23 protein-coding genes, 1 tRNA gene and 4 pseudogenes are annotated in these 25,733 nt (G+C 45.8%); 20 read left to right on the plus strand and 8 right to left on the minus strand.

Annotated features, from left to right (window positions below; genetic code table 11):
* Positions 1-36 precede the first annotated feature (36 nt).
* Positions 37-246 (plus strand): helix-turn-helix transcriptional regulator, encoded by a 210-nt coding sequence (locus tag FQZ95_RS17075; protein ID WP_001546965.1) that lies wholly within the window; start codon positions 37-39, stop codon positions 244-246.
* Positions 247-465: 219 nt separating this feature from the next.
* Here the strand turns inward: FQZ95_RS17075 and FQZ95_RS17080 are convergent, their stop codons facing one another.
* Entirely contained in the window at positions 466-1,074 is a 609-nt protein-coding gene (locus FQZ95_RS17080; protein WP_001546966.1) for a DUF1062 domain-containing protein, read from the minus strand.
* A 300-nt stretch (positions 1,075-1,374) separates the two neighbouring features.
* On the opposite strand from FQZ95_RS17080, the pseudogene FQZ95_RS26190 reads away from it, so the two are divergent.
* Positions 1,375-1,601, plus strand: a pseudogene (locus tag FQZ95_RS26190) (hypothetical protein).
* 46 nt (positions 1,602-1,647) lie between these two features.
* Here FQZ95_RS26190 and FQZ95_RS17085 read toward each other — a convergent pair.
* Complete coding sequence (locus tag FQZ95_RS17085) at positions 1,648-2,457, minus strand: MerR family transcriptional regulator (protein ID WP_001546968.1); 810 nt, start codon at positions 2,455-2,457, stop codon at positions 1,648-1,650.
* An 865-nt stretch (positions 2,458-3,322) separates the two neighbouring features.
* Between FQZ95_RS17085 and FQZ95_RS17090 the strand changes: the two genes are divergently transcribed.
* From FQZ95_RS17090 to FQZ95_RS17165, 17 genes and pseudogenes are all read left to right on the plus strand, one after another.
* Complete coding sequence (locus tag FQZ95_RS17090) at positions 3,323-3,757, plus strand: VOC family protein (protein ID WP_001756912.1); 435 nt, start codon at positions 3,323-3,325, stop codon at positions 3,755-3,757.
* A gap of 60 nt (positions 3,758-3,817) precedes the next feature.
* Entirely contained in the window at positions 3,818-4,636 is an 819-nt protein-coding gene (locus FQZ95_RS17095; RefSeq protein WP_001546971.1) for a GNAT family N-acetyltransferase, read from the plus strand.
* A 40-nt stretch (positions 4,637-4,676) separates the two neighbouring features.
* Complete coding sequence (locus tag FQZ95_RS17100; RefSeq protein WP_001546972.1) at positions 4,677-5,249, plus strand: DUF1349 domain-containing protein; 573 nt, start codon at positions 4,677-4,679, stop codon at positions 5,247-5,249.
* Between the two features lie 39 nt (positions 5,250-5,288).
* Positions 5,289-6,560, plus strand: coding sequence for a multidrug efflux MFS transporter MdtM (locus FQZ95_RS17105; protein ID WP_001546973.1), 1,272 nt, complete (start codon positions 5,289-5,291; stop codon positions 6,558-6,560).
* Between the two features lie 9 nt (positions 6,561-6,569).
* Positions 6,570-6,962 (plus strand): VOC family protein, encoded by a 393-nt coding sequence (locus tag FQZ95_RS17110; RefSeq protein ID WP_001546974.1) that lies wholly within the window; start codon positions 6,570-6,572, stop codon positions 6,960-6,962.
* A 389-nt stretch (positions 6,963-7,351) separates the two neighbouring features.
* Positions 7,352-8,143 carry a class I fructose-bisphosphate aldolase gene (locus FQZ95_RS17115; protein ID WP_000032488.1) on the plus strand — a complete coding sequence of 264 codons (792 nt, stop codon included), beginning with the start codon at positions 7,352-7,354 and terminating at the stop codon, positions 8,141-8,143.
* A gap of 14 nt (positions 8,144-8,157) precedes the next feature.
* A complete protein-coding gene (locus FQZ95_RS17120; protein ID WP_000479583.1) occupies positions 8,158-8,709 on the plus strand; it encodes a glycerol-3-phosphate responsive antiterminator in 552 nt (183 codons plus the stop codon).
* A 20-nt stretch (positions 8,710-8,729) separates the two neighbouring features.
* A complete protein-coding gene (locus tag FQZ95_RS17125) occupies positions 8,730-10,268 on the plus strand; it encodes an FGGY-family carbohydrate kinase (RefSeq protein ID WP_001546976.1) in 1,539 nt (512 codons plus the stop codon).
* A gap of 11 nt (positions 10,269-10,279) precedes the next feature.
* The gene (locus FQZ95_RS17130) at positions 10,280-11,041 is read left to right on the plus strand and encodes an SDR family NAD(P)-dependent oxidoreductase (protein ID WP_001546977.1); all 762 of its coding nucleotides are present in this window, start codon (positions 10,280-10,282) and stop codon (positions 11,039-11,041) included.
* A 16-nt stretch (positions 11,042-11,057) separates the two neighbouring features.
* Positions 11,058-12,053, plus strand: a complete 996-nt coding sequence (locus FQZ95_RS17135) for a 2-hydroxyacid dehydrogenase (protein WP_160530456.1) — start codon at positions 11,058-11,060, stop codon at positions 12,051-12,053.
* A gap of 88 nt (positions 12,054-12,141) precedes the next feature.
* Complete coding sequence (locus FQZ95_RS17140) at positions 12,142-13,404, plus strand: PTS galactitol transporter subunit IIC (protein WP_160530457.1); 1,263 nt, start codon at positions 12,142-12,144, stop codon at positions 13,402-13,404.
* 328 nt (positions 13,405-13,732) lie between these two features.
* Complete coding sequence (locus FQZ95_RS17145) at positions 13,733-13,990, plus strand: YjhX family toxin (protein WP_001546980.1); 258 nt, start codon at positions 13,733-13,735, stop codon at positions 13,988-13,990.
* 106 nt (positions 13,991-14,096) lie between these two features.
* Positions 14,097-14,525: pseudogene (locus FQZ95_RS26470) on the plus strand (class I SAM-dependent methyltransferase); the annotation flags it as partial.
* 366 nt (positions 14,526-14,891) lie between these two features.
* Positions 14,892-15,638: an SAM-dependent methyltransferase gene (locus tag FQZ95_RS26475; RefSeq protein WP_227474410.1), complete on the plus strand. Its 747-nt coding sequence runs from the start codon at positions 14,892-14,894 to the stop codon at positions 15,636-15,638.
* Between the two features lie 127 nt (positions 15,639-15,765).
* Positions 15,766-16,017, plus strand: a complete 252-nt coding sequence (locus FQZ95_RS17155) for a zinc ribbon domain-containing protein (RefSeq protein ID WP_001546982.1) — start codon at positions 15,766-15,768, stop codon at positions 16,015-16,017.
* A 64-nt stretch (positions 16,018-16,081) separates the two neighbouring features.
* Positions 16,082-16,474, plus strand: a pseudogene (locus FQZ95_RS26480) (VOC family protein).
* Positions 16,475-16,592: 118 nt separating this feature from the next.
* Complete coding sequence (locus FQZ95_RS17165) at positions 16,593-16,814, plus strand: hypothetical protein (protein WP_001546985.1); 222 nt, start codon at positions 16,593-16,595, stop codon at positions 16,812-16,814.
* Positions 16,815-17,201: 387 nt separating this feature from the next.
* Here FQZ95_RS17165 and FQZ95_RS17170 read toward each other — a convergent pair whose 3' ends face one another.
* The 4 genes and pseudogenes from FQZ95_RS17170 to FQZ95_RS17185 form a co-directional block, all read right to left on the minus strand.
* Entirely contained in the window at positions 17,202-19,145 is a 1,944-nt protein-coding gene (locus tag FQZ95_RS17170) for an AAA family ATPase (protein ID WP_001546986.1), read from the minus strand.
* Complete coding sequence (locus FQZ95_RS17175) at positions 19,142-19,609, minus strand: hypothetical protein (RefSeq protein ID WP_001546987.1); 468 nt, start codon at positions 19,607-19,609, stop codon at positions 19,142-19,144. Before FQZ95_RS17175 ends, FQZ95_RS17170 begins: the two co-directional genes overlap by 4 nt.
* An 8-nt stretch (positions 19,610-19,617) precedes the next feature.
* Positions 19,618-20,787 carry an ABC-three component system protein gene (locus FQZ95_RS17180; RefSeq protein ID WP_001546988.1) on the minus strand — a complete coding sequence of 390 codons (1,170 nt, stop codon included), beginning with the start codon at positions 20,785-20,787 and terminating at the stop codon, positions 19,618-19,620.
* Positions 20,788-21,012: 225 nt separating this feature from the next.
* Positions 21,013-21,200 (minus strand): annotated as a pseudogene (locus tag FQZ95_RS17185) (IS3 family transposase); the annotation flags it as partial.
* A 574-nt stretch (positions 21,201-21,774) separates the two neighbouring features.
* Between FQZ95_RS17185 and FQZ95_RS17190 the strand changes: the two are divergent.
* Positions 21,775-23,727 carry a hypothetical protein gene (locus FQZ95_RS17190; protein WP_001546990.1) on the plus strand — a complete coding sequence of 651 codons (1,953 nt, stop codon included), beginning with the start codon at positions 21,775-21,777 and terminating at the stop codon, positions 23,725-23,727.
* Positions 23,728-24,266: 539 nt separating this feature from the next.
* Here FQZ95_RS17190 and FQZ95_RS17195 read toward each other — a convergent pair.
* Complete coding sequence (locus tag FQZ95_RS17195; protein ID WP_001546991.1) at positions 24,267-25,433, minus strand: tyrosine-type recombinase/integrase; 1,167 nt, start codon at positions 25,431-25,433, stop codon at positions 24,267-24,269.
* A gap of 164 nt (positions 25,434-25,597) precedes the next feature.
* Positions 25,598-25,671, minus strand: a tRNA-Gly gene (locus FQZ95_RS17200).
* Between the last annotated feature and the right edge of the window lie 62 nt (positions 25,672-25,733).

Here is a 25,733-nt window from a genome sequence, read left to right on the forward strand (position 1 = left end):
CCAACTCGGGCTAATCCCACAATGGAAGACAGCATCATGACAGAAAATATTTCTTTGCTCGATGATCAACTGGTGGATATGCGGTTCATCACGAAGCTAACGGGGCTGACAGATAAATGGTTTTACAAGCTGATAAAAGATGGTCTGTTTCCGAGACCAATTAAGCTGGGCCGCCGTTCCCGCTGGAAGCAAAGCGAAGTCGAATTATGGTTACAGCAGCGCATTACGGATTCGCGCGGCCAATGATACAGCCCATTCAATTAAGCTACGCCATTGCCGATACCCCAATCCTTAAAGCACCATTCAGACTCGGCTCAATTCAAGCGATATCGTTTATCACCCCATTCACTAAAGTTCTCCATTCTGAAGCTGTAAAAACTGAAGCTCCCCTATCCCCGGCCTATTTGGCATTATGTTGAACCGCTACCACACGGGCGTTTATTACCTCAGGGGAGCTTCATGTTTTTAACGATGCGTCAGAACAATCCTGCGCCTGGCATATAACGTTTCCGCAGACAGCTGGAATTCATATTCCGCTGCCTTCAGCTTTCTCGATTTAAGCATCTTCATCGTAACGCCGCTGATCTGACCTACCTCAACCCCTTTCAGAATTTCACCTGCACTCAGCATGAGCTGTTGCTTCAAAATCGACAGCAGACTTACCTGAAATGAACGGGAGATCCTGACACTAACGCGAACCCGCTGGTGGGCGGTGATGCTTAACGGCCAGCGCTCCTGAACGGTAAAGCCAAGCCGACCCGATAGCTCTGCGTTGTTCCGCTTCAGCGTCGCGATATCACAGGCAAAGTGCTGTACCGTGGCGGCATCATTTGTCATTAGCCGATGATAAAGCTGGCGGTCAATTTTGCTAACGTGCAGGCGAGAAAACAGGGAGATATTCCAGGTGTAATCACAGTGCGTGCATTTATAGATACTCCATACATCCAGAAGCTTCTTTTGCGAATTAACCCGAAATGCACCTGACGGCGTGAAGTCCCGTTTAATGTTGCATGAAGGGCATCGTTTCGCGATGCGCTGATATCCCACAGGCGTGACGGTCCATGTAACTTTCATAACGTACCTTTTTTAACCCATACAAAATCGGATCCGTACTGAACGGACCATGAATGTTTGTGTATGAAAAATATTTAAGAGATATTTTTCAGCGGGTTAAAAAAAGATTTCCAACGTTACAATCCTGTAAATGGTCAACGAGTTAAGTCGAGCCTATCAAAATGGAACTTATCTGGTAAATGAGCTCAATCAATGTTCATAGTGGTTCCGTTCCATCAGGAGCTGTTGATCTGACCCGTTAAAGACAGTGCAGTAAGTTTGTATGTTTAGCAGACAATCAACTGACTGAAGGAGCACATGATGACACAGAACAAGTGGTTTAATCAGGCCTGCGGAATGGCGATGTATTCACCCGATGCACACAGTGCCAGTGATAAATATTGTGCGTACCGCAGCGACGGCAACGGCAATCTTAAACACTGGTCATAGGCGATGCAGGGTTTCCTTGATTGCTGGCAAAAAGTCGGGCACAAAAGCAGGCAAAACGTTACCTGACGGCAATGCCCGCCTGGGAATTTCCAATCTGAATGGTTATCAGCTGGTGGCCCTTAACCGGGCCAGCCTGCATCTCGATTAAACTTTCTCTACAGGGAACTGTATTTCAGTCATCCACTCTGCGGAGTCTTGTTTGTTCCAGATGCCGTCGATGTAGCTTTCCCTTGGTGAATTTGTTAACAAGTAACCATTATCTTCAACCCATTGCATAAGGTAAATGTAAGCATTTCTTAATGAATCATATGGTCCCTTATGTATTACAGTTACAGCTGTTATGGCAGGGATTACCTGAAAAAAAATACTCCCTTCATTCTTACCAAAATCATCAACAGCTTCACAGAACTCCACATCCATGTTTTTCTCTTTGTACTCTTTATCATGATAAAGAGTGAAGCAATAAGCTGGGGTTGCTAAAGTTAAATCTGGATTTGCCTTCACAACCTCTTGTCCTATATGCGGAATTAATTTGAGATATGAGGAAAAATCAGGAACAATGAAACGCCTGGAGTAAACAATACATTCCGGGATCTCTTTCAAAACAGCTTGATATAACATAATTCCTTCCTTTTTTTTATGTTGCAGATAGTGGTTAATTCGGGAGAGAATATCGTCCATGTCTCGAATTTGTTTCTGTATTTCAAGACGTCGCCGTTCAATTATGTGGCAGGAGTTTTCATCCTGAGTAAGAGTAACTATTTCTGTTATGGTAAATCCAAGCTGACGTAAACTCGCAATCTGATGGAATTTCATTAATTGGTCAGAAGTATAAAATCGATAACCATTCTCAGGATTAATATAGGCAGGAACAAGTAAACCAATTTTATTATAGTAATGAAGCGTTTTTATCGTCACACGGCAGATCTTTGAAAACAGCCCTATTTGATACATGTAACTATCTCCCTGAATGAGTATGTGAACCTTACAGTCTTACCTTACAGGAGAGTCAACAACAAACTGACGCGTCTTACGTTGAGCCATCATTATAGTACTGGTTAATCACGCTTATTAAACCTGAGAATCAACTGACCGGGGTGTGATTGCATTGTGGCTCATCAGAAGGAGTCATCTCTCCAGTTCTCATAAGCGCCTATCAATTAGCGTTTCTGGATAGTTCCTGATTGATTATTATTTGAGCACACATTATTCGATTAGTATTGTTTAAATAAATGCTAAACAACCACTCATTTGATATGGATATACTGTTTTTATCCGTTAACCTGTTCTGGCTAACAAACGAACAGCTCTCAAGCAGGAAACTGTCAACCCGGAAGGAAAACGTTTAGCCGCTAGTGGCTTGTTCTTACCGCCTTAACCGTTACGTTAGCACCAGGGCAACTAACCTTGCTCATAAGTGCCTTGCTTGTGGAATGATTCTTTTTTCATTGTGTAGCAGCCTGTGCAGGCGGCTCTTTTTCAGGAGGCAGCATGCCACTCAATAAAATGAAGCGTCATGCCATACTCCACACGCTCTCTATACCTGAACGTAAACTACGCCCCTTAAAATGGCTTGCTCTTATCTCATCCCTGCTCGTTATATTACAACTGGCAATTGAGAGCCTGGTCATAAGCGAATAACGGAATAGCAATTCCTGTACAAAGACCAAATCTGGAATGATTTTCTGATATCTGTCGGATTCAGAGCACAAAACTTAATGTATTTTTTTCCAATAACACAATCATTACGTAGAGTTGTGCTCTGTTGAGTTTCACAGGTAAAGACCTGACTGACAGAATCTGAATAAGGAAATGAACCATGGATAACTATACGCTGCATCGTGGCAGACTTATCGACCATATCCAGCTTGTGGTAAACGACTTTGCCGCAAGCAAAGCGTTTTACACTGCTGTTCTGGCGGAACTTAAGATCCCCATGGTTATTACCGATGACGATTATATCTGGGCTGACGAACTGGTCATTTCGTCAGTAAAAAGTTCGGAGTCTGGCGGAGTGCCTACAGGACGGCACCATCTGGCCTTTCAGGCCGCAGACCGTGAATCGGTGAACGCGTTTTACCACGCAGCACTAAATCATGGCGGACGTGATAACGGCGCACCTGCCGAACGAACCTATCATCCCGGATACTATGCCGCTTTTGTTCTGGATCCGGACGGTAACAACATCGAAGCTGTTTACCATGGTGAGGGCGATCGCAGTGCCCGCTCTGTAGAAATCAGCTTCACCGTCTGAGAAAACAGGGAGCATATTTTCCCCTGTAGCTCCCGGTAACCGCAATGGAGAGCTTTATCTATGACCGTTATACCGGTATCAGCCCTTGAATGCAGCATTACTGAGCTGTGCCGTATTCTTGCAGACAGCTTTAATGAATCATTGACACCGTTTGCGTTGCCACCGGAAATGTTTGCCTCACGTTTCATTTCCGAAGGACTCAGCCTTGAAGACTCGTTTGTCTGGCTGGTCAATGATAACCCGGCGGCAATAGCCATCGTAACCCGCAGAATGGACAAAGCGCGTCTGGCAGCATTTGGTGTGTTGCCCGAGTACCGGAGCCAGGGACTGGCAAAACAGATGCTTACTCCTCTGTTTACCTCCTTAAAAGAGAAAAAGTTATCCAGCGTGAGGCTGGAAGTGATGCGCAAAAATACCCGGGCCATCGCTCTCTATCACGCGCTCGGTTTTCAGGTTCGCCGACATCTGTGCAAATACCGGGGAGATCCACAGTCTCGTCTGGAAATACCTTCAGGGGATATGGAATCCAAGTCTGCTGATGACTTCCTGCGTACCGTCTGGTCTGCACCAGATGATGATCTTCCCTGGCTGGCCAGCCCCCTGCAGCTCTTGTCTATTCCCTGCGACATCCTCAGGGATAACGAACATGCATGGTGTGCTGTCGCGGAGTTCATGGGACAACCTCAGCTCCGCTGTTTGTTTGTGGAACCGGTGCATCGTTACCAGGGACGGGCTAAAAGAATGCTTCAGAAAATCAATGCCAGATGGCCTGGCATAGGTACATCAGCCGCGATCCCAGAAACGCTGGCACCAATATTTACTGCGGCGGGTTATCAGGCTGAACCGTTATGCCAGTTTGAAATGGAACTGACATTTTAAACTATCGTTATGCTGCATTCCGCATGACAGGAGAACAATGATGAGTTGCAAGTTTGAATGGATCAATGAGCCCGCCGTATGGTGCTACGAAAATAACGCCCTGTCGGTAATCACTGATGAGCATACTGATTTCTGGTGCCGTACCTGGTACGGGTTTGAGCGTTTTACCGGCCACATCTACGCTACTGATGTAACAGGTGATTTTACTTTTCAGGTCAGGATCCGCGCAAACTTCACCACACTCTATGACCAGGCCGGAATTATAATGCTCTCTGACGAACAGCACTGGCTCAAAGCTGGCATCGAATTTAACGATGGAGCACCTGCAATCGGGAGTGTACTCACGATGAGAAATTCCGACTGGGCTACAGGACTCTTTCCTGGGGATCCGAAGGAATTCTGGCTGCGTCTGACCCGTAAAAAAGATGCGTTACGACTGCAGTACTCCTCAGATGGACAGCACTGGCCATTACTTCGCTTAAGCCATTTCCCTACGGGCCCTGTCAAAACGGGCATCATGTGTTGTACACCTCAGCGCAAGGGGTTGGAGGTAGCATTTCTTGATCTCAGACTGACTCCTGCGATGGATAAGGAACTGCACGATCTAAGTTGATAAATAACCATTCAATAATAAAAAACGGAGAACCCGTTTATGACGCCATTTTCGGGACGCCTTAGCAGGTATGGCAGCGTACTATTATTTCCACTGGCGATGATCATATACGATTTTTCAGCTTACCTGACAACGGACCTTATTCAGCCGGGCGTCATTAACATTATAAATGAGTTACAGGCGGATGTTACGCTGGCTCCAGTATCAGTCAGTTTGTATATGGCAGGCGGACTGGCGCTCCAGTGGCTCCTGGGTCCTCTCTCCGACCGGGTTGGCCGCCGCCCCGTCCTGCTCACGGGTGCAATGATCTTTGCCCTGGCATGCCTGAGCATGCTGTTTGTCACCTCGATCGAACAGTATTTTATTGCCCGTTTTATACAGGGAACCAGTATCTGCTTCATCTCCACCGTGGGTTATGTATCAATACAGGAGGCCTTTGATGAAAAGGATTCCATCAGGATCATGGCTGCGCTGACCTCTATTGTTCTGCTCGCCCCGGTTATCGGGCCGGTGGCCGGAGCTGCGCTGATGGCGTTCATTCACTGGAAACTGCTCTTTGCCATCATCGGTGTGTTTGGTCTGGTAGCATGGTTCTTACTACTTTTCAAAATGCCGGAAACAGTTATATCTCAGGGAAGAGAATTCAAACCGGGTGAAGTGCTGTCAGATTTCATCGCGGCATTTCGCCATCCAGTGGTGCTGACCGGCTCACTGGCAGTCGCTTTTGGTAACCTGCCAATCATCACCTGGGTGGCGCTCTCCCCCGTGATCCTGATTGAGCACGGGGGTATGTCTCCCGGTACCTATGCCTGGACACAGGTGCCCGTGTTTAGTGGGATCATTATCGCCAGTGCGATCGTAGCGAATTTTATCAAAGACCCGACTTCACCGCGTTTTATCTGGGGTACAGTCCCGATACAGCTTGCTGGCTTGCTGACTTTGCTTGTCGGCAACCTGCTATGGCCACACGTCTGGCTATGGTCAGTACTGGGAACGAGCTTTTATGCCCTGGGTATTGGACTACTCTATCCGGTGCTGTTTCGCTTCACGCTCTTTTCTCATAACCTGCCAAAAGGCACCGTTTCTGCCACGCTGAATATTCTGGCGCTCGGCATAATTGCCCTTAGCATTGAAATAACTCGCTGGGTTTACTTCCATGCCGGCGGCAGGATTGCTTTCCACGGCGCGGCGCAGCTGGCCGGTATAGCCGTCATCATATCAGTTGCCCGCCTGCTTAAACTGCGTGGGCAGCATCAAAGCCAGTCAGTATCACCGGCAGGCTGTCTGCAACAAAAATACAAAAGTGAGTAAGGTGGATTTATGTTTTCTTACGTGATGCTGGGTACTAACGATCTACCACGCGCCATCCGATTCTACGATCCGTTGATGGAATTGCTTGGGCATCCTAAGGCAGGCCGGAATGAAGAAGGCGCATCCTGGGGGACGTTCAGCGATAACCATACCATCGGATTGTGCGTCGGCAGGCCTTTTAACCAACAACCAGCGGGCGTTGGTAATGGCACCATGGTGGCGCTGAACGCCCGTTCTATTGAACATATCAGACAGTTGCATGCGCTTGCCCTTAGTCTGGGGGGCGCGGATGAAGGTGCGCCGGAGCACAGGCCGCAATACGGACAAGGATTTCATAGTGCTTATGTACGCGATCCGGATGGCAATAAACTGGCGTTTGTATTCTACGATTTGGTGGAATAACGAATGTGGTATCAAAAGTCTTCCGGGCTAAATAACTCGCCCGCCAGAAAATCTTCGACGAGATAGTTTAGTTGTTTTATTTCAACTGATTGCATTAAATTGGAGCACCGATGATTCTTACAAGAATAAAAAATGACGTGATCAGCATCTCAGTTTTGGCACTCACGCTAGACAAGCTAATCCTGAGCATGTTAGTTATTTAAGCACGCAAGAGAACGGATTTAAATAAAAACATAGTTTAAACCCCTCTCAAGTTGCAAAACAAATTAACTGATAATGATTTAGATTTCTGAACCATTATCACAAGGGTATGTGAATAGAAAGCCCTCAGAGACGTGTGTCTCTGAGGGCTTTTTTTTTGTTTTTTTATCTTGCTAAGGAGTAAATAAATGTCTAAAGAACGCCGTCTCTCAAAGATTTTTGCAAAAGATGGTAAATCAGTGACATTAGCACTGGATGGTTACTATTTTTCCACGAAAACAAATGGTATTGATAATACGATAAACCAACTGCCGGCATTGGTTGAGCAAGGGCTGGATTGTGCGTTGGTCACGTACGGTATGCTGAAAAATTTTCGTGAGCCATTAAATTCGGTTCCTGTTGTATTACGCGTCGATAGTACAGTCAGTATTTTTGATAATACCGTTCCCGATACTACCCCGATGTTTACCGTTGAAGATGCATTAAAAGTCGGCGCTGAAGGTGTCGTCTGCATGACCTTCCCGGGTGCCTTCAACGAAGAAAAAACGCACATCATGGCAATGCAACTGGCACAGGCCGCAGACCGCTGGAACGTGCCGCTAATTGTCGAATCACTTCCCTATGGCTACCCCGTGACTAGCGACGACTCGAACAACCCGGCAATTATCGCCGCCTCGGCTCGCGCCGCAGTGGAACTGGGGGCCGATGTCATCAAAACACGTTTTACAGGTACAGCGGAAGACCGCTTGATCGTCGAAGCGGCAGGCGTTCCCGTCCTTGCACTTGGTGGCCCAAAAACCGGCATTGATGGTTACTTCAGGTTTGTTCAGCACTGTATGCAGGTTGGGGCTAAAGGGGTGGCAGTGGGTCGAAATATCACTCAGGACCCGCGACCAGACAGAGTGGTCGCAGGCCTGAATGCTATCGTCCACGAAAATGCCTCTGCGGAAGAAGCATACAGCCTCTATATGGCTAAATAAAATCGGATACTAATATGTTTTTAAATAACACCATCATTCCTTCAGTAAGAAAGTATAAGCATTTTGACAAGGCATTATCCTGTGCATCGGAATATGTTCTGTTGTCAGAGGCCAATATCGGCAATCTGCAATCACTGATAGGCAAATGTCATCAAAGTGGTAAGAAGGTTCTGGTCCATCTGGAGTTACTCGGCGGGTTTAAACCCGATCAGGCTGGGATCAATCTACTGAAAAGTTATTATAAAGTTGATGGTGTTATTTCTTCCAATCTCTCCGCCCTGCGCTATGCAAAAAAAGAGGGGTTATTGACTATTTTTCGGGTGTTACTTATCGATTCTCGATCGCTGGATCAGTCTATCGATATCGTTAAACATAACCCGCCGGATGCAATAGAAATCTTACCTGCTGAATATGCCTGCCAGTGCCTAGAATTGATTAGCCGAAACTTAAATGGCTTTGACGTGATATTCATCGCCGGAGGCTTTGTAAAGCGGAAATACCTTGTAGATAAAATATTCCATGCCGGGTTTAAAGGAATAACCACCAGCGAGCCGGGTTTATGGTAACCAATAAGGAGTCCACGGTAATGAAAGATGAATATGTAATGGGTATCGATAATGGCGGGACAGTCACTAAGGCGGCTATCTACGATCGCAACGGCAGCGTGGTTTCTATCGCGTCAAAATCCACCCGGATGCTGACACCCAGGGAATTTCATACCGAACGCGATATTACCGAGCTATGGGCGGCTAACATCGAGGTCATCAAAAAAGCGATTGAGCAATCAGGGATCGACGCCAGTCAAATCAAAGGAATCGCCGTCACCGGACATGGAAACGGTTTGTATCTGGTAGATGAAGCTGGCAACCCGGTCCGCAACGGCATTATCTCAACCGACAGTCGGGCAAAAGAGTACGTGGAAAAGTGGCAAAACTCACCCGAGTTTTTGACCGACATCCTGCCTAAAACCATGCAGTCAATCTGGGCCGGACAACCCATTGCTCTGCTGGCCTGGCTGAAGGATAACGAGCCGGAGGTGCTGCAGAAAGCACATACCATTTTTATGGTAAAAGACCTGATCCGCTTCTACCTGACCGGAGAGGCTTATCTTGAGCTTACTGACATCTCCGGGACCAACCTGATTAACGTACGTGACCGCAAGTATGATGATGAACTACTGGCATGGTGGGGGCTTGCTGACCTGCGTGCGAAATTGCCACCCGTCAAGCTGTCCACGGAATGCTGCGGTCGGATAACCGATGAAGTCGCCCGTCAGACAGGCTTATGCGCAGGCACCCCCGTCTCTGGCGGCGTGTTCGACATTTCCGCCTCGTCTGTCGCCTCCGGGATTAACACTCTTGATAAGCTGGCTATCATCACCGGAACCTGGAGCATCAATGAATATGTGACTGACCATCCGGTTATCGACGAAGATCTGTTTATGACTTCGATTTACCCGATCGACGGTAAATGGCTGATAACAGAGGCTAGTCCGACGTCTGCCAGTAATCTTGAATGGTTTATCAATAATTTCATGGAGAACGACCGGGAAACCGCTGCTGCTCAGGGATCTTCCGTCTATGAGTTGTGTAACTCGCTGGTCTTATCTACGACGCCAGAAGAAAGCCATCTGCTGTTCTTTCCTTTCGTATTTGGCTCTAACACCATTCGCGATGCCTCAGCAGGCTTTATTGGGGTGAACAGTTTCCATAAAAAAGCGCATTTCCTGCGCGCGATTTACGAAGGTGTGGCGTTCAGCCATCTCTATCACACCGAACGTTTACGGAACATCAATCCGGATTTGAGTCGCACCATCCGAATTGCTGGGGGAGTGACCAACTCGCCGGTCTGGCTACAGGTCTTTGCCGATATCTTCCAGTGCACGCTTGAGATTGTTGATGTCAAAGAACACGGCACACTCGGTACCGCAATGACAGCCGCTGTCATGATTGGCTGGTTTGATGATGTCTTCGCCGCGTCCAATGAAATGGTGCGCGTCGCGCGAACCGTGACGCCGAATCCGGCCCATCTGCAAGTGTACCAGGACAAATATCAGCTCTACAAAAACCTGTTATCTGAAATGCAGTCCCCATGGAAAAGCTGCAGTAACTACATCACGCATTAAGTGAGGAATGAATGGATCTAAATCTGAAACACCGCACAGCCATCGTCACCGGTGGAGCCACGGGGCTTGGCCGGGAATTTGTCCTTTCCCTGTCTAAAGAAGGCGTCAATATCTGTTTCACGTACCTGCGTGATGAAGAGTGCCCGGAATTACTGATTGAACAGGTGAAATCCACCACTGACGTCAAAATTATTGCGGTGAAAACCGATCTTGCCGATGAGAAAAGCCGGGAGCATCTCTTTGCGGCCTGCATTGAGCAGATGGGAAAGGCCGACATTCTGGTCAATAACGCCGGTATCTGGCTCAGTGGTTACGTCACCGAGATAACCCCACAAGACTGGGACTTGGTAATGAATGTGAACCTGAAAGCGGTATTCCATTTAAGCCAATTGTTTGTGAATCACTGCCTACAACAAGATCAGGCAGGCAGCATTTTGAATATTACCTCACAGGCTGCATTCCATGGATCCACAACCGGCCATGCCCATTACGCGGCCAGTAAAGCGGGCCTGGTAGCTTTCTCTATCTCGCTGGCAAGAGAGGTAGCAAAACAAAATATCAACGTGAACAACATCGCTGTCGGGATTATGGACACCGCGATGATCCGTAAAAATATTGAACAGGACCCAGCCTATTACGTCAGCCGGATTCCAGTAGGTCGGGTAGCTCAGCCAAATGAAATTGCCGACATCGGGGTCTTCATGGTTTCTCCTAAAACCAGCTATATGACGGGAGCAACTGTGGATGTCACCGGCGGTATGTTGATGCGTTAATCTATGGAGAATCACTATGAAATGTCTGGCAATTGCCGATCTTTTTATCAACAAAGCGATGATGGATGCAGGTCTTAATGCGCTCAGGGATAAAGGTATCGACGTTGAAGTTCGTGAATGGTCGCATGATTCGATCGAAAAATTGCAGGAGGATAATCTGCGGGTCGAGCAGGAAGGCGCAGAAGCGGTTACGTTACCCGCAGCCTTACTCGAGGGTGCTGACGACTTTGAAATCCTGATAACCCAGTTTGCTCCGGTCAATACGGCAGTGCTGGATAAACTGCCAAAGCTCAAATACATCGGGGTATTGCGAGGGGGCGTTGAAAACGTCAACCAGCAGGTCGCACTGGCCCGGGGAATTGAGGTAATGAACACGCCGGGGCGCAATGCCCGCAGCGTGGCGGAATTTACGGTCGGGATGATGCTGGCCGAAATGCGCAATATTGCCCGTTCTCATGATGCGTTACGCGATAAGTTCTGGCGTAAAGACAGCCCGAATCATCAGGCTATTCCAGAGCTTAGCGGTAAGGTTGTCGGTCTGGTTGGCCTGGGTCATATTGCTCAACTCGTCGCGGGTTTTCTTAGCGCCTTCGGCACGGAAATTATCTTTTATGATAAGTACGTCTCCGGCCACGAACGCTATGAGAAAGTCGATACCCTTGACGAGCTGGTAACACGGGCTGACGTTGTCTCACTCCATGCCCGTATGACGCCGGAAACCGAAAACCTGATCAACGCACACCATTTCGGGTTAATGAAAAGCAGCGCCATTATTGTTAACACCGCGCGCTCCGGGCTAATCAATGAACGCGATCTGATTGACGCTCTACAGACCGGAAAAATCATGGGGGCGGCGCTGGATACTTTCGACGATGAGCCGTTACCTGACGACAGCGCGTTTTATTTACTGAATAACGTAACCATCACCCCGCATATTGCGGGCAGTACGCTCGACGCCTTCAGTAATTCACCCAAACTATTCGCTGAGATCTTGCTGAAGAAACTCAGTTAAATATAAAAAAGACCTTTAAGGTTTTTATACAGCCCATTGGGCTCGGCTTCGCTCGCGCCCAATTCGGCCGCCTTGTTAAGGAATAATTATGGATATTATCAACAGCATTATTAGTCTGGGGGCATCAGTAATGATGCCAGTAATATTCTTTATCATAGCACTTTGCTTTGGGGTAAAAATTGGCACGGCATTTAAAGCCGGGATGCTGGTCGGTATTGGGTTTGAAGGCGTCGGCCTGGTAATTGGCCTGCTGCTGACGAACATTGGTCCAGCATCTCAGGCAATGGTCGAGCGCATCGGCCTGCAGCTAAATGTCGTCGACACCGGGTGGCCGACCGCTTCAACGATTGGCTGGGGCTCTCCACTGATGCTGTCTGTGGTAGTCGGTTTTATTGTCATCAATCTGGCCATGCTGCTGCTCAAATTAACCAAAACGGTGAATATCGATATCTTCAACTACTGGATATTCCTGATAATGGGTTCGGTCGTGTACGCCGGAACCGGTAACTACTGGCTTTCTGTCGGCATAACATTTGGTATTTTTGTCTTAACTCTACTGGCAGCAGATTTAACCGCCCCGTATTTGCAAAAAAATTATAATCTCAAAGGGATTTCCTTCCCCCATCTTACCTGTATAGCCTACGTACCCTTTGGTATTGCCTGTAATTACATTATTGATAAAATTCCGCTTATCAATAAAATTAATTTTGATCCGGAAAGCATTAATAAAAAGTTCGGCGTATTTGGTGAGCCTTTGACACTAGGTTTTGTACTGGGATTGTTGCTGGCTTTCCTTGCCGGGTACGACGTTTCGGCTGCCGTTTCGCTGGCAATCAAAGTCTCCGCCGCTATGCTGCTGTTGCCCAAAATGATTGAGATACTGGTACAAGGATTACTGATAGTCCGTGATGCCGCAGAAGCAAAATTGAAGGCCAAATTCCCTGACCGTGACTTTTACATCGGCATGGATACCGCGTTATTGATTGGCGAACCTTCGGTGCTGGCAACCGGACTGTTGTTAATCCCGATGGCCGTGGTGCTGTCTATTATTCTGCCCGGCAACCGTGTTCTGCCATTTGTCGACCTGGCTTCATTGATGTTCCTGTTGGCGATGGTCACGCCATTCTGTAAACGTAATATGTTCCGCATGTTCATTAGCGGCACATTGATCGTCAGCTGCATTTTGTACGTCGGAACGGACATTTCGAAGGAATATACCCAGGCGGCGGTTAACTCCAACATTCCGGTGCCGGAAGGGATGTCTGAAATTACCAATATTGTCGGGGGCGCTACTACACCGGTTGGCTGGCTGGCAGTCAAGTTTGGGGAGTTTTTCAGTACTGCGCCGTAATCAAAATATTGATTACGAAAACAGAGGGCAATTTTCAGCCCTCTGTTGCCCACGTTTTAATTCTAATTTTGCACGGCTGCATAACGTTTCCTGAACCAGGTCACACTTTTCGAACTGGCGAATACCCATGTTAATACTGTGTGTTACCATTACCCCCGTAAATACCTTTCAACTCTACCCGAGGCTTTGATGCTGGAGAATGTAATCATCCGATAATCAGCTTACCGACCTTTTCAGGCCGGACTGATTATCAATGCGCCGAAATCGAATGCGAACACCGCTGTGTGTTTGCACGAATTGCACATGATGATTAAACAGGTTCTTCAGTATGAATTTATCTCGTCAGGAACAACGTACCTTACACGTTCTCGCCAAAGGTGGTCGAATCGCGCACGTCCGCGATGCATCAGGTCGCATCACCGCCGTTGAATGCTATACCCGCGAAGGGCTGTTGCTCACCGACTGCACCCTCGCCACCTTCAAAAAACTCAAAACCAAAAAACTGATCAAGTCCGTCAACGGTCAGCCGTACCGCATCAACACCACCGGGCTGAATAACGTTCGCGCACAGCCAGATAATCGTTAAGGAGAGCATGATGGATATCAGCACCCTTATTTCCTCATCCCGGCACATTCACCTTTCGGCGCAGGAAAGTAAAATCCCGTGGGATGAACCGGCCTTCAGCCAGCGCATGCTGGCGAACCATTTGTCGCAGGATCACGACTGGGCCAGCCGCAGGCGGGAGGTCATTGAGCTGCAGGTCGAGTGGATCGCCAGCCAGTTATCCCCTGGCGCATATATCCTCGATCTCGGCTGCGGACCCGGCTTTTATACCCACCGCTTAGCGGAGCGCGGATTTCACTGCACCGGTGTGGATTTCTCACCGGCATCTGTGAACTGGGCTCGTCAGCAGGCGCAGAACGCAGGCTTGAATATCGACTATGTTCAGCAGGATGTCCGCGCATACTGGCCGGATAAATCATTCGATTTCATTATGATGACATTCGGGGAACTGAATGTGTTTAGCGCGGCGGATGCGCGCTCACTCGTCAGCCGCTGCGCGCTGTGGCTGGAGTCGGGTGGCAGGCTGCTCACTGAAGTACATACTTTCGACGAAGTTAAGCGTCAGGGAATGGCTGAACCGAGCTGGCAACGCTGTCAGGACGGGCTGTTTCTGGGCGTCCCTCATCTGCTTCTGACGGAACATGACTGGGATGAAGAAGCGCAGACCAGCTCAACGCTGTTCTGGGCCATAGAGGAAAACGGTCGAACCACCCGTTTCGGCAGCCAGATGACGGCCTGGCGCAATGACGAGTACGTCAGCCTGCTCAACAATGCCGGGTTTGCCCTGCTTCCTCCTCCTGAAAGCCACGACTGGCCAGTCAGCGAGACATTTGAAAGGAAGCTGTTTGTTCTGCTGGCTGAAAAAGCAAATATATCAGAGAAACACCCTCTTAATACTCAACGCAATAAAAGGAATTCCACATTGGATATCCCACGTATTTTTACCATCAGTGAAAGCGAACACCGCATCCACAATCCGTTTACCGAAGAGAAGTATGCCACGCTGGGTCGCGTGCTGCGCATGAAGCCGGGCACCCGCATTCTTGACCTCGGCAGCGGCTCGGGCGAGATGCTCTGTACCTGGGCCCGGGATCACGCCATTACTGGTGTCGGTATCGACATGAGTCAGTTGTTCAGCGAGCAGGCCAGACTGCGTGCGGAAGAACTGGGCGTCACCAATCGGGTTCATTTCATTCATAACGACGCCGCCGGGTATGTTGCAGAAGAGAAATGCGATATAGCCGCCTGTGTCGGCGCGACATGGATTGCCGGTGGGTTTGCCGGGACGGTTGAGCTGCTGGCGCAAAGCCTGAAACCGGGCGGGATCATGCTTATCGGCGAACCCTACTGGCGTCAGCTACCGGCAACGGACGAGATAGCCCAGGCCTGTGGCGTCAGCTCGTCAACCGATTTCCTGACGCTTCCGGGGCTTGTGAGTGCGTTCGATGAACTCGGCTACGACGTGGTGGAAATGGTACTGGCAGACCAGGAAGGCTGGGACCGGTATGAGGCAGCGAAATGGCTGACCATGCGCCGCTGGCTGGAGGCTAATCCTGATGATGACTTCGTAGCGGAAGTCAGGGCCGAGCTAAACATCTCGCCGAAACGCCACGTAACGTACGCGCGGGAATACTTTGGCTGGGGCGTGTTCGCGCTTATTGCCAGATAACAACAGGTTCCCGGTATTTCTGACCGGAAATACCGGGGGCTTCGCCTTTGCTTTGATCTGAGGCATCACCTGCACAATACATACTCAGTATATTTATTAATCAGGATGTCACCATAAGGAGCATCATATGTCACAACATGAACAGTTCTGTCAGGCTTGCGGAATGCCGATGTCGGCACCCGATGCACACAGTGCCAGCGATCAATATTGTGCGTATTGCAGCGACAGCAACGGCAATCTTAAACCCTGGGAAGAGGCGGTATCAGGCTTGGCCAGCTTCCTTGATTCCTGGCAAAAAGTCGGCCCGGAAGAAGCAACAAAACGGGCAAAACGTTATCTGACGGCGATGCCCGCCTGGGCCCATAAAGCAGATGAATGAAAAACAAAGCCTGCGTGATTTAGGCAGGCTATCTTCACTCCCCTGATTCCATAAAGGAGAGCAGATGTTTTCTCACATTATGCCAGGGACCAATGACCTGTCACTCGCCATAAGGTTCTACGATCCGCTGATGGAATTGCTTGGACATCCAAAGTCAGGCCGTAATGAAGAGGGCGCGTCCTGAGGGACGTTCAGCGATAACCATACCATCGGACTCTGCGTTGGCATGCCCTTTGATCGGCAGCCCGCCGGGGTTGGTAATGGCACGATGGTGGCGCTGAACGCCCGCTCTGTTCAACATATCAGACAGTTGCATGCGCTTGCCCTAAGTCTGGGAGGCGTGGATGAAGGTGCGCCGGATCACAGGCCGCAGTACGGACAAGGATTCCATAGTGCTTATGTACGCGATCCAGATGGCAATAAGCTGGCGTTTGTATTCTATGCCGATGAGGGTTGAACATCAAACTGACAGTTTTCGTGTTGTGTATGAAAGCGGCGACGCACCGGACATAGTCAGGCGGTAACTCTTGTAGTCGCAGAGACTGGGGCAGGAGAATCATTAAACAGGAAGCCTTATGCAAATAATATCGTCAAGATGCATCATTCGAACATTTCATTCACACGAAATTGATAGTTTTATGGTGTATCGTAATGATGCTGAGTGGATGAAATATCAGGGATTTAAGGGGCTAACAAAAGAGGACTATGAAGCAGAGTTGCTGGGAGTTCTTACACTTGTTCGCGGTATTCAATTGGCCATTGTCAACAAGCTGACGCAGTGTTTTGATTGCAGATGATGTAGCAGCAGGAAGCCTTATTGTTACGTTTGCTCAGTACAAACTTCAGGCTGAGCGGGGATAAGATTTAGTATACCGTTCAGATAACCTATATCCATTTAAAATACTAATTCTAAGACAATGACTCTCTGAAGAAATGACCTCAATAGAAGATTGAATGACGACCTAAAAATAGTCCGCTTCTGCTTCTGGCACGAAGCGGACAACTATGGACGGCTCAAGGTGTGCTATGAGCGAAGAGCAGAATTAACGTCCCAACACCGGGAATCTGGAGCAAAGTTGTTGCGTGCATGTTTGGTTACACCGTTGATTCCGTAATGCTAATAGGTAGCATTTATCTTACTAAAGAGCTCCAGAAATTGATTAAACATGAATTACTTTGCGCCACTACTCGTAATCATTAATCAATCCCTTTTCAAACTCTCCACCATTCTTGCTGAATCTTTTCACCAAGTGATAATCCCCTCCTTCCTCTAGAACCGGCGGCAAATCATTGTCAACAACAATGATCTGAAATAGTCTATTTTCTGCTCGAGCTTTGTTCACCAGCCCAAGGAATTGTTTAAATATATTGTTGTAGAGGACAGGATCTGAAAGGGCTGAGTCATCATCCTTTCTTCCCCTTCGTCCAATATTTTGACCTGGTGTATCTACCATAAGAAAAGTAGGGAGATTTCCGGCGGTAGAGAGTAAATACTCCATTCTAGATACGAATCCTCCGATGGACATGATGGTTCTTACGCCGCCAGAAGTTGTGTTGTAGTAACTTATATCGCGAAAGTGAGGGATGAATTTTTTATTTACATATACGTCATGGACGTTTTGAAGCCCACTATTTGAAATGTATTTTCTAAATATACCGCTCAAGCTAGATACTACATCATCAAGTCCCGTAAGCCCGTCCTCTACCGATTTTATATTGCGTTTTAGCGCAAAAATAACTGAATTTTTATCTTGAATTCCCTTTGATATATCAGAATATTTGTTATTGATAGCCAAGTCTCTTTTAGCTGAAGCGATGCTGACCTTAATCTCGACCTTTGCACGCTCAAGCGCTTCGATAGAGGATAAAAGAGCAGATATGTTCTCTATATTAAATTTATCAAAATCAACAGTTAACGAACTTAGCTTCTTCGATATATCAGTTTCTTGTTCAAGAAGATTTATTTTTTTAGCCCAAATATTTTCTAGTGCTACGAGCACTCCAGCGAGTCTATTCTTAATAGATTTAATCTCTGCCTCTAAGTCGCTATCAGTGAGTTGGGGGGCTGCTAAGCTAATTTCACTAGAGCACAGTGGGCAAGGGAGCGTTGTATCTATAATGTTGCGATTAGATATAGAGACTCTTGTAAGTTTAGATATATTTAGAGACTCTAGATCGCTCTGGTATGTATTCTTTAGTTTAGAAAAATTATTATGTTGTTTCTCAAGTTCTAGACGCTCTGACTTCAAATGAGAAACGCTTGATCTCATTTGCACGATTTCGCGCGCCATCTCAAGAGAAACAGCGCTAGAGAACTCATAGTCTGCCTTTAATTTTTCCGCGTTTTCTTCCAGTTCGCTAAGTGCAAGCTCTTTTGAAGTGATAAGATCATCACTATCGTTCTGAGCTTTAGTGGTGATGTTTACATCACATAAGAATTTTGAGATAGCAGTTTCAGAAGCTTGCAGGAGGTGTAGTGCTTGTGTCTCCATCTGCAACTCTTTATTCAGGGAGGCCAACTTGTCGTCGTGAATATTGTAAACAAACTTCTGAACTTCAATGTTTTTATTAAATACTATAGGATTACCGTAATTCAATAAACTATCAGCGCCAACTTTTGTTTGTTTTAGGTACATTAATTTCATCAAGTCACGGAAACTGAGTCGATCAGAGTTCGCCTCATCACGGTAACGAGACTCTTTGATGCTAACTTTAGGAATCCCTAGAGCATCCAAAATAAAATCAGAAATCCAGCCGTCGGGAAGTGATTTTTGCGAATCGGCAGATAAGAGCATGGGGTATGTCGTTAGGATCAATGAATAAGGAACTCGATATGCCTTCACTGGAGCTAATGAGTCTAAAATAGGCCGCTCGAAGGTAATTACATTACCGTTAAGGTCTACCTCTAAGTATGCAGTTCTACCTTTAGCCAAAATCTCACCATACGTGAGGGTATCATTACTTCCTCCTAAGCAGTAATCAATCAGATTCAGAATACTGGATTTACCACAGTCCATGTCCCCCCAAATCAGATTTATACCATTTTCAAATGTTGCCTCATACGAGGTATCCACTCCGTGGATAACAATTTTCTTCACAAAAATGTAAGGGCTATTTTCCGTGTTCATTTGCTAAGAACTCCTTTATAAAGCACACTGAGAGACTTACTCACCAGCGGCTTGAGTAAACCTATGTTAATTTGCCACGTTGGTGGAGGGGTCATTGCTTCGGCAAACTTTTTATTAGTCGATGCGATAAAGAAATCATCTCCTGCGCGTGTAATTTCTAAATAGCCTTCGCTTTCTAACACTAAAACGCTTTTCAAAAATTCTTGATATTCCTGGAATGCACCATAGTCAATATTGCTTGAGTACAGAATTTCTGAGCAAGGAGGTTCATTTGAAAGTCGGTCAAATTTCACGAGAAATTCATGAAATAATTTTGGATTTCTTACCAAAAAATCGAAAAAAGCCGCTTTTTTGATAGATAGAATATTCTTACCTTTTTGGTTGAATCCTAAAATGCTAACGATCAACCAGCACCGATAAAGACGTACAAAAAACTCTTCGCGATAATCAATTATCGAAGACATGATGACCTCTACATTTTTGCCAAGATATCTTGGATTCCAATTTTGTCAGACCAAGTAACTTGAGTATTAAGTTTGTTTGCCAACTGATGCAGTAGTCCCTTCTTGTGCATAAAGTTAATGTAGTTCACGCCACTAACCAGAACCTTAGAGTCTTGCTCCAATAGTAAGTCATGGACTTTAGCAAAGACTTCATTTGCTTCGAGCTTGCTAGAATGCGCGTTGTAGGATTGTTGATATAGAGAAAGAACCTTCGTCTGTAGGTCTTGGAGAGTTATCCGGTCCTTTTTATCTGCTGCTTTAGTTATTATCTCTGCGTGAAAAAATGATCCTTTAGCATCATCAATCCCCTTTTCACCTACGTCCGATAAGATCATTTTAATAACAAATATCTCTTTCTCGTATGAGTTTGACTCCGGTTTGTATACTGTTGTCGCTAACTCGGACATTGTAAAATCATAAGCTCGGCTTTTTAAGAAGTTGGCTGCCTGAGCACAAACCATATCATTAACGTCAGATGGCTTACAAATGGATATATGGTCATGATCAACCACAAATTTATCTGATCTTTTTACAGTAAACGGCAAAGCACTAACCTCGTCGACGCATTCGTCATGTAGTGCAATATAGTACTGAGCTTTGGGGAGGCTCTCTTTTGCATCTATCCACGCATTGTTTAGTGTGTCGCTATAAGCATTTAATGGCTGAAGCTCTTTGGCATTAAGATTGAATGAACCCAGCAAATAGCCACCAATGGATCCTTTGTGAGGGACTGCGAGAGATAGATAACCAATTGGCTCCGGTGTGTCTCCTTTTTCATGGTTTAAGATATAGTCTTTAACAATCAACCCCCCCATGCTGTGAGCAATAAATATGACACTATCATAGCTACTTAGGTTGGTCCTAACATAGGTACTTAGCAGTTCACTAATTCGTCTGATAGGTTGGTTTTTCTTGACTTTCCCCGAGCCCAAACCAACCAAACTGAGCAGCCTAACTACCAGTGCAGAATCAACTAAACTGGCAATCTTTGTATAGTAATCAAACTCATAAAAATCATAAGACTGATCGATTTCACGATCAGCCCTTAACAAGTCCGAAAAACTCTCCCCCTTGCTATTCTTCCAAGTACCTGCGCCTCCTGTGAACCCATGTACAAAAACTACGCAACTTTTCTTCATATTTACTCCGTGTCGCCGGGGAATTTCTCTAGGGGTAAATCTAACGATTCAGAAAAAGTGGGTAGATTTATTATATAGTGGAAGTAATAAGCCCCTTTTTCCTCTTTATATAAAGTAACTTACAAGCAATTCCAGCACACTTCAATTGTCAAAATCACAATTTCGGTTTCACAAAGGCTTCCTGTAAGTATGGACTGACCCCATGGCTGTAGACATATCCTGTCCTCACGACGAGGCCTGTTCAAAGGCCTCCGGACTGACGCCGCCGAGATGATTGTGGCGCTGGGCCCGTTGTAGAACACTTTAAAGTAATCGAAGATATCGGCTCGGGCCAGATCCCGAGTTTTATAGATGCGCTTTTTGATCCGCTCTTTTTTCACAGAACTGAAGAACGATTCGGCCACCGCATTATCGTCGGGTATTACAGCGCACTAAGGCCGCATGACTATAACGGAGGGTTACCCACAAACGAATCGGAAAGCCGATACTGGAAAAACTCTAAAGTGGTGGCCAGTTTTAGTTGATCACATCACCAGTTGGTCACCACTGGAAGCCGTTGAATCACAAGACACAGGATCTCCCTCACAGACAACAGGCATACCGTTGATAGTGATCCATGGGCCTGTAGATAACTCCGTGCCTTCATAAGAGGTTTTCCCGTCAGAATGAGAGGTGTAGGCATTGCCCTGGGCGAATACACCGAAGCCGTTGACCGTAACAAAGTCCACGGCTTCAGTTGGCGGGCAGGAAGGGAACTTACCGTACCCAGAGCAACTTGAGGTTTTGACTGCGATTTTTGGCATAAAAATGCCTACAGTTGTTGTACGTGTGGGCAGTTTATGAATCGTTACATTTGAAATGCGGAGAATTTTGATTTTTTGTTGTGATCACTTAAAGACAACTCCTCATTTTTTGTAATGCTTTAGAGGAGGAGGTAAGTTAAAGTATCCTTTTATTCAATTCTCTTACAATGGATTAGTTTAAACAATGGTACTTCACACATATCAAATAAACGAAAATCTTAAACTTACACTGTCCAAAAATGCTCTTGATCATGTCCTCCACGGCGAAGTCACGGATAAGGTGTTTGAAACTGATAATGGGCGTATTGCTAAAAAAGTAATCTCTGGAGGATTACACACCTATTCAGGATGGCAGTCTTATTTAAGTAAAACTCCCGGTCTGAAAAATATTTTACTCTATAATAACAAAACCAATGACGAATGGTACTACGAGCGAGAACTTCAAAATGGAACTATTTTGTTAAAATTACCAGAGTCAGTTTTCACCTCTAAAGCAGCAAAGATGACATTATTTCCTGAGAATAATTATAAATCAGGATTTCTCTGGAAAACACTATTTCCAAAGACAGTTGGTGAGAGCGAGATTCTTGATTTACTGAATGATGCTTTGTTGAACATCAGCAAACATGAAAGCCGTGATGGTGAGTTAATTTGTTATTATAAAATAGACGAACCGTTGAATTGCATGAGGATCGCTGTTCTATATCGAAACGGCGAAATTAATTCATTCTATCCTACATGGTCTCAACCAAATACTGGGAATAATGGTAAACCTTTCTCATTCTTTGATAACATTGGGCATGTTATTTCAGAGTCTTCATTTGTTAATGAATCGGAAATTATTGACGTTACAGATGTGGGGCTGTTTTCGAAGTTATCTACCCTTGAGGAAATTCAAGATGTGACGCCTGAATTATTTCTCTCTCGGGGTGCAGTTACCCAGGACATTAAGGAGTGGGACGACAAACGAATTGACTCAATAAATTCATTTGCGGAGAATTATAGCTTCGATGAAATACTTGAGATATATAATTATGTGAACGATGAAGGGATATCTAAGTACCATGACATAGTTTCACAGAATGCGTACTCCCATTTCTTACCAAATATTAAATTATCAGTTGGCTTTTTTAATGCAATAAGTTTCAATCAGAATATAGCTGAAGGGATTATGGCTTTGTTTTTTTACGATCAAAAAAATAAATCAAAGCTATATGCTAATACCGTTTTAAATTTAATCAGTAATATGTTTACATCTCCATTTATGGATATGTGGGCAAAAAAGAGAATTCATTACATAATTGCCAATCTTAATTTAGAGTATCATGATAGAAACTTTCCTGCGGAGTATATTGACTGCCTTTCAACATCGCCAACTCGCAGAGAGTTCTATTCGGAATATTTCTACGATAGTCACAATAAGAAAAAAAACTATAATTCCATTGAGACCTATGAAGAAATCGCTGATCTTTTTGGTTTAATATTAACCCCTCCGCAGTATGAATCAGTAACCTACTCACATTTTTTACATTATTTTTCAGACAATTTAGGTGAATCATATTCTACTAACTTTACTGACGAGGAAAGGACTGTTTTTTTGCTAGAAGCCTACCCTGGTGATTACTATGAAAATTATGTTCAGGATAATCTGAAGTTCTATAATCAAAAAGTTTTCACTCACTCCAGCTTTATTCTGGCAGAATATTTGGAAGTTTTTGCTAAAGAGGGGGTCGCAAAACCAATCAAGCTTCATAGAGTAATATATGAATACTTTAAACTTCAAGTCGCTCAACGCTACAGAATTAACTTAAATTACTCCGATTATTATGAAATACCCGAGGTGGTTACACTCCCTATCGAGAAACATGATGTTTACGCTACTATATTAAAGCATGAAAGAAATTCTAATAGGTTTATGACGGACACGATTATAGAATCTGTTAAAAAATATCTATTGACTGTTGAAGACACTAATTTATCAAAGGTCTTAAAGGATATTGAAAGAGTGGATAGAAAAGAGATTCCGAGATTTCCAATTCCATACCATTTAATTATTGAGATGGTGAAAAGGCCGGAGTCAGTAGATGTTAATTACCTAAAGGCTTTAAGAGTATTAGAGGTAGATGCAACGGTTTAATAAAGTATAACCTTCTGTTAAGAGGCCAAATTATATGGTCTCTTAACCTATATCCATCAAACTCGAATTCCCACGATGTCAGAAATAAACTCACGACCGTTGCCTTCGCTGGAGATAGATCGTAAAGCGTGAAGGGACTTAACTTGAAGCCTTTGCTTTCGTATAGCTCGATGATTGAGGGGGCATTGCTGTTCGTTACGACAATACTGGTGACACGCTGATGGGCTGCAACCAACTCTTCTGCAAGGCGGATCTGCTCCTGGAAGGTGAATGGTTTACGGATGCCCCCATTTATGATGAATGGGTGGCATTGGCACCTGAAACATAACCTTGGTTATTAGAGGGGAATGTGCGTAAGCGGCAATATATAGACAGTTAAACGCAAATGTAACGTTTCAGAAGTAAGCAGAAATGAAAATCAGTACAAAAAAATTACTGGTGTTCAACTCCTCCAAAACGGAGGAGCTAAGCTAAAGAATTCGCGCTACCTACTAATAACTAACTAATTTAACTATAGTCTCAAAAGCTATGATTGATTTTTACTTGCCAATATAATCTGCATACCACTGCATCATCTCCATCCTCCCTTCTAGATACTGAGCATGGTTATAGGTCCCACGAATTGAGTTCTTATCGACGTGAGCCAACTGTAGCTCGATCCAAGCTGAATTAAATCCCTGCTCATGCAAAATAGTACTCATAGTGTGGCGGAATCCATGCCCCGTAACGCGACCTGCATAGCCGATGCGCCTTACCAACACAGTCAAAGCCATATCACTCATCGGTTTCTTTGGGTTATTACGTCCCGGGAACAGCAACGCTCCTGTTCCCGTTATGGGTTTAAGCTGATTAAGCAGGTCAATTGCCTGGCTTGATAACGGAACCAGATGAGGGCGGCGCATTTTCATGCGCTCTGCTGGCACGTTCCAAACCTTCCGCTCAAAATCAAACTCCTGCCACTCCGCTTGCCTCAATTCCCCTGGCCTTACTCCCGTTAAAATGAGCAATTGCATCGCAATCTTTACAAGCACACTACCGGCATAGGTGTTCAGAGTCCGAAGAAACTCAGGCAATTCATCCTGGGTTAAAAAAGCATAGTGCTCTTTCTCATGAGGACTCACGGCGCTGGCTAGATCAGGTGCTGGATTGTACTCGGCCCTGCCAGTCACAACAGCATACTTCCAAACCTCTCCACAGCGCTGGCGAACCTTACGGACCTTCTCAGTTGCCCCTCTTGCTTCTATCTTTGAAAGAACTGCAAGCAACTCCATCGGCTTGATATCTTTGATTGGCCGGTGACCGATATAAGGGAACACATCCTTTTCGAAGGTTCTCAGCATCTCTTCGCGGTAGGAGACAGACCAGCGGTCATAGCGACGCTGATACCACTCCCGCGTGATAGCCTCAAAAGAGTTTTCTGCGTCTTGTTGACGACTAAGTTTTTCAATTTTCCGTTCAAGAGAAGGATCGTTGCCAGCCGCTAATGTCCTTTTAGCATCCTCTCGCTTGCTTCTGGCTTCAGCTAAAGAAACATCGGGGTAAACGCCAATAGCGAGCAGCTTCTCTTTACCTAACGAACGGTATTTGAGACGCCAGTATCTTTTACCGTTGGGATTAACCAGCAGGTAAAGCCCACCACCATCGGCCAGTTTGTAGGGCTTCTCTTTGGGTTTCGCAGTTTCAACCTGACGAGCAGTCAGCTTCATTGGGGGTACCTCTCAGCAGGGGGTACAATTATACCCCCATCCATACCCCCACGTTGAGCTTGACCCTAGGGGAGTACAATTGAGTTCAATAGACTAATAGAATGCTATAACTGCTGATTTATCAAGGGAAAATTGAGTTTGGTAGACTTCAGGAGACTTGAGTTTGGAGCGGGCGAAGGGAATCGAACCCTCGTATAGAGCTTGGGAAGCTCTCGTTCTACCATTGAACTACGCCCGCTTCGAGATGCGTAAGGCATTATAAACCTTACGCTCTTCTTAGCAAGTGCCGCGCTGCTGACT

The sequence above is a fragment of the Escherichia sp. HH41S genome (assembly GCF_009820115.1).
Classification (GTDB): Bacteria; Pseudomonadota; Gammaproteobacteria; order Enterobacterales; family Enterobacteriaceae; genus Escherichia; species Escherichia coli_F.

Coding starts and splice junctions, on each gene's coding strand:
- FQZ95_RS17175 (WP_001546987.1), bottom strand. CDS start 19,609: ATGTCTTCGATAATTGATTATCGCGAAGAGTTTTTTGTACGTCTTTAT.
- FQZ95_RS17085 (WP_001546968.1), bottom strand. CDS start 2,457: ATGTATCAAATAGGGCTGTTTTCAAAGATCTGCCGTGTGACGATAAAA.
- FQZ95_RS17130 (WP_001546977.1), top strand. CDS start 10,280: ATGGATCTAAATCTGAAACACCGCACAGCCATCGTCACCGGTGGAGCC.
- FQZ95_RS17105 (WP_001546973.1), top strand. CDS start 5,289: ATGACGCCATTTTCGGGACGCCTTAGCAGGTATGGCAGCGTACTATTA.
- FQZ95_RS17090 (WP_001756912.1), top strand. CDS start 3,323: ATGGATAACTATACGCTGCATCGTGGCAGACTTATCGACCATATCCAG.
- FQZ95_RS17135 (WP_160530456.1), top strand. CDS start 11,058: ATGAAATGTCTGGCAATTGCCGATCTTTTTATCAACAAAGCGATGATG.
- FQZ95_RS17075 (WP_001546965.1), top strand. CDS start 37: ATGACAGAAAATATTTCTTTGCTCGATGATCAACTGGTGGATATGCGG.
- FQZ95_RS17080 (WP_001546966.1), bottom strand. CDS start 1,074: ATGAAAGTTACATGGACCGTCACGCCTGTGGGATATCAGCGCATCGCG.
- FQZ95_RS17140 (WP_160530457.1), top strand. CDS start 12,142: ATGGATATTATCAACAGCATTATTAGTCTGGGGGCATCAGTAATGATG.
- FQZ95_RS17120 (WP_000479583.1), top strand. CDS start 8,158: ATGTTTTTAAATAACACCATCATTCCTTCAGTAAGAAAGTATAAGCAT.
- FQZ95_RS17195 (WP_001546991.1), bottom strand. CDS start 25,433: ATGAAGCTGACTGCTCGTCAGGTTGAAACTGCGAAACCCAAAGAGAAG.
- FQZ95_RS17115 (WP_000032488.1), top strand. CDS start 7,352: ATGTCTAAAGAACGCCGTCTCTCAAAGATTTTTGCAAAAGATGGTAAA.
- FQZ95_RS17165 (WP_001546985.1), top strand. CDS start 16,593: ATGCAAATAATATCGTCAAGATGCATCATTCGAACATTTCATTCACAC.
- FQZ95_RS17190 (WP_001546990.1), top strand. CDS start 21,775: ATGGTACTTCACACATATCAAATAAACGAAAATCTTAAACTTACACTG.
- FQZ95_RS17145 (WP_001546980.1), top strand. CDS start 13,733: ATGAATTTATCTCGTCAGGAACAACGTACCTTACACGTTCTCGCCAAA.
- FQZ95_RS17100 (WP_001546972.1), top strand. CDS start 4,677: ATGAGTTGCAAGTTTGAATGGATCAATGAGCCCGCCGTATGGTGCTAC.
- FQZ95_RS17170 (WP_001546986.1), bottom strand. CDS start 19,145: ATGAACACGGAAAATAGCCCTTACATTTTTGTGAAGAAAATTGTTATC.
- FQZ95_RS17095 (WP_001546971.1), top strand. CDS start 3,818: ATGACCGTTATACCGGTATCAGCCCTTGAATGCAGCATTACTGAGCTG.
- FQZ95_RS17110 (WP_001546974.1), top strand. CDS start 6,570: ATGTTTTCTTACGTGATGCTGGGTACTAACGATCTACCACGCGCCATC.
- FQZ95_RS17155 (WP_001546982.1), top strand. CDS start 15,766: ATGTCACAACATGAACAGTTCTGTCAGGCTTGCGGAATGCCGATGTCG.
- FQZ95_RS17125 (WP_001546976.1), top strand. CDS start 8,730: ATGAAAGATGAATATGTAATGGGTATCGATAATGGCGGGACAGTCACT.
- FQZ95_RS17180 (WP_001546988.1), bottom strand. CDS start 20,787: ATGAAGAAAAGTTGCGTAGTTTTTGTACATGGGTTCACAGGAGGCGCA.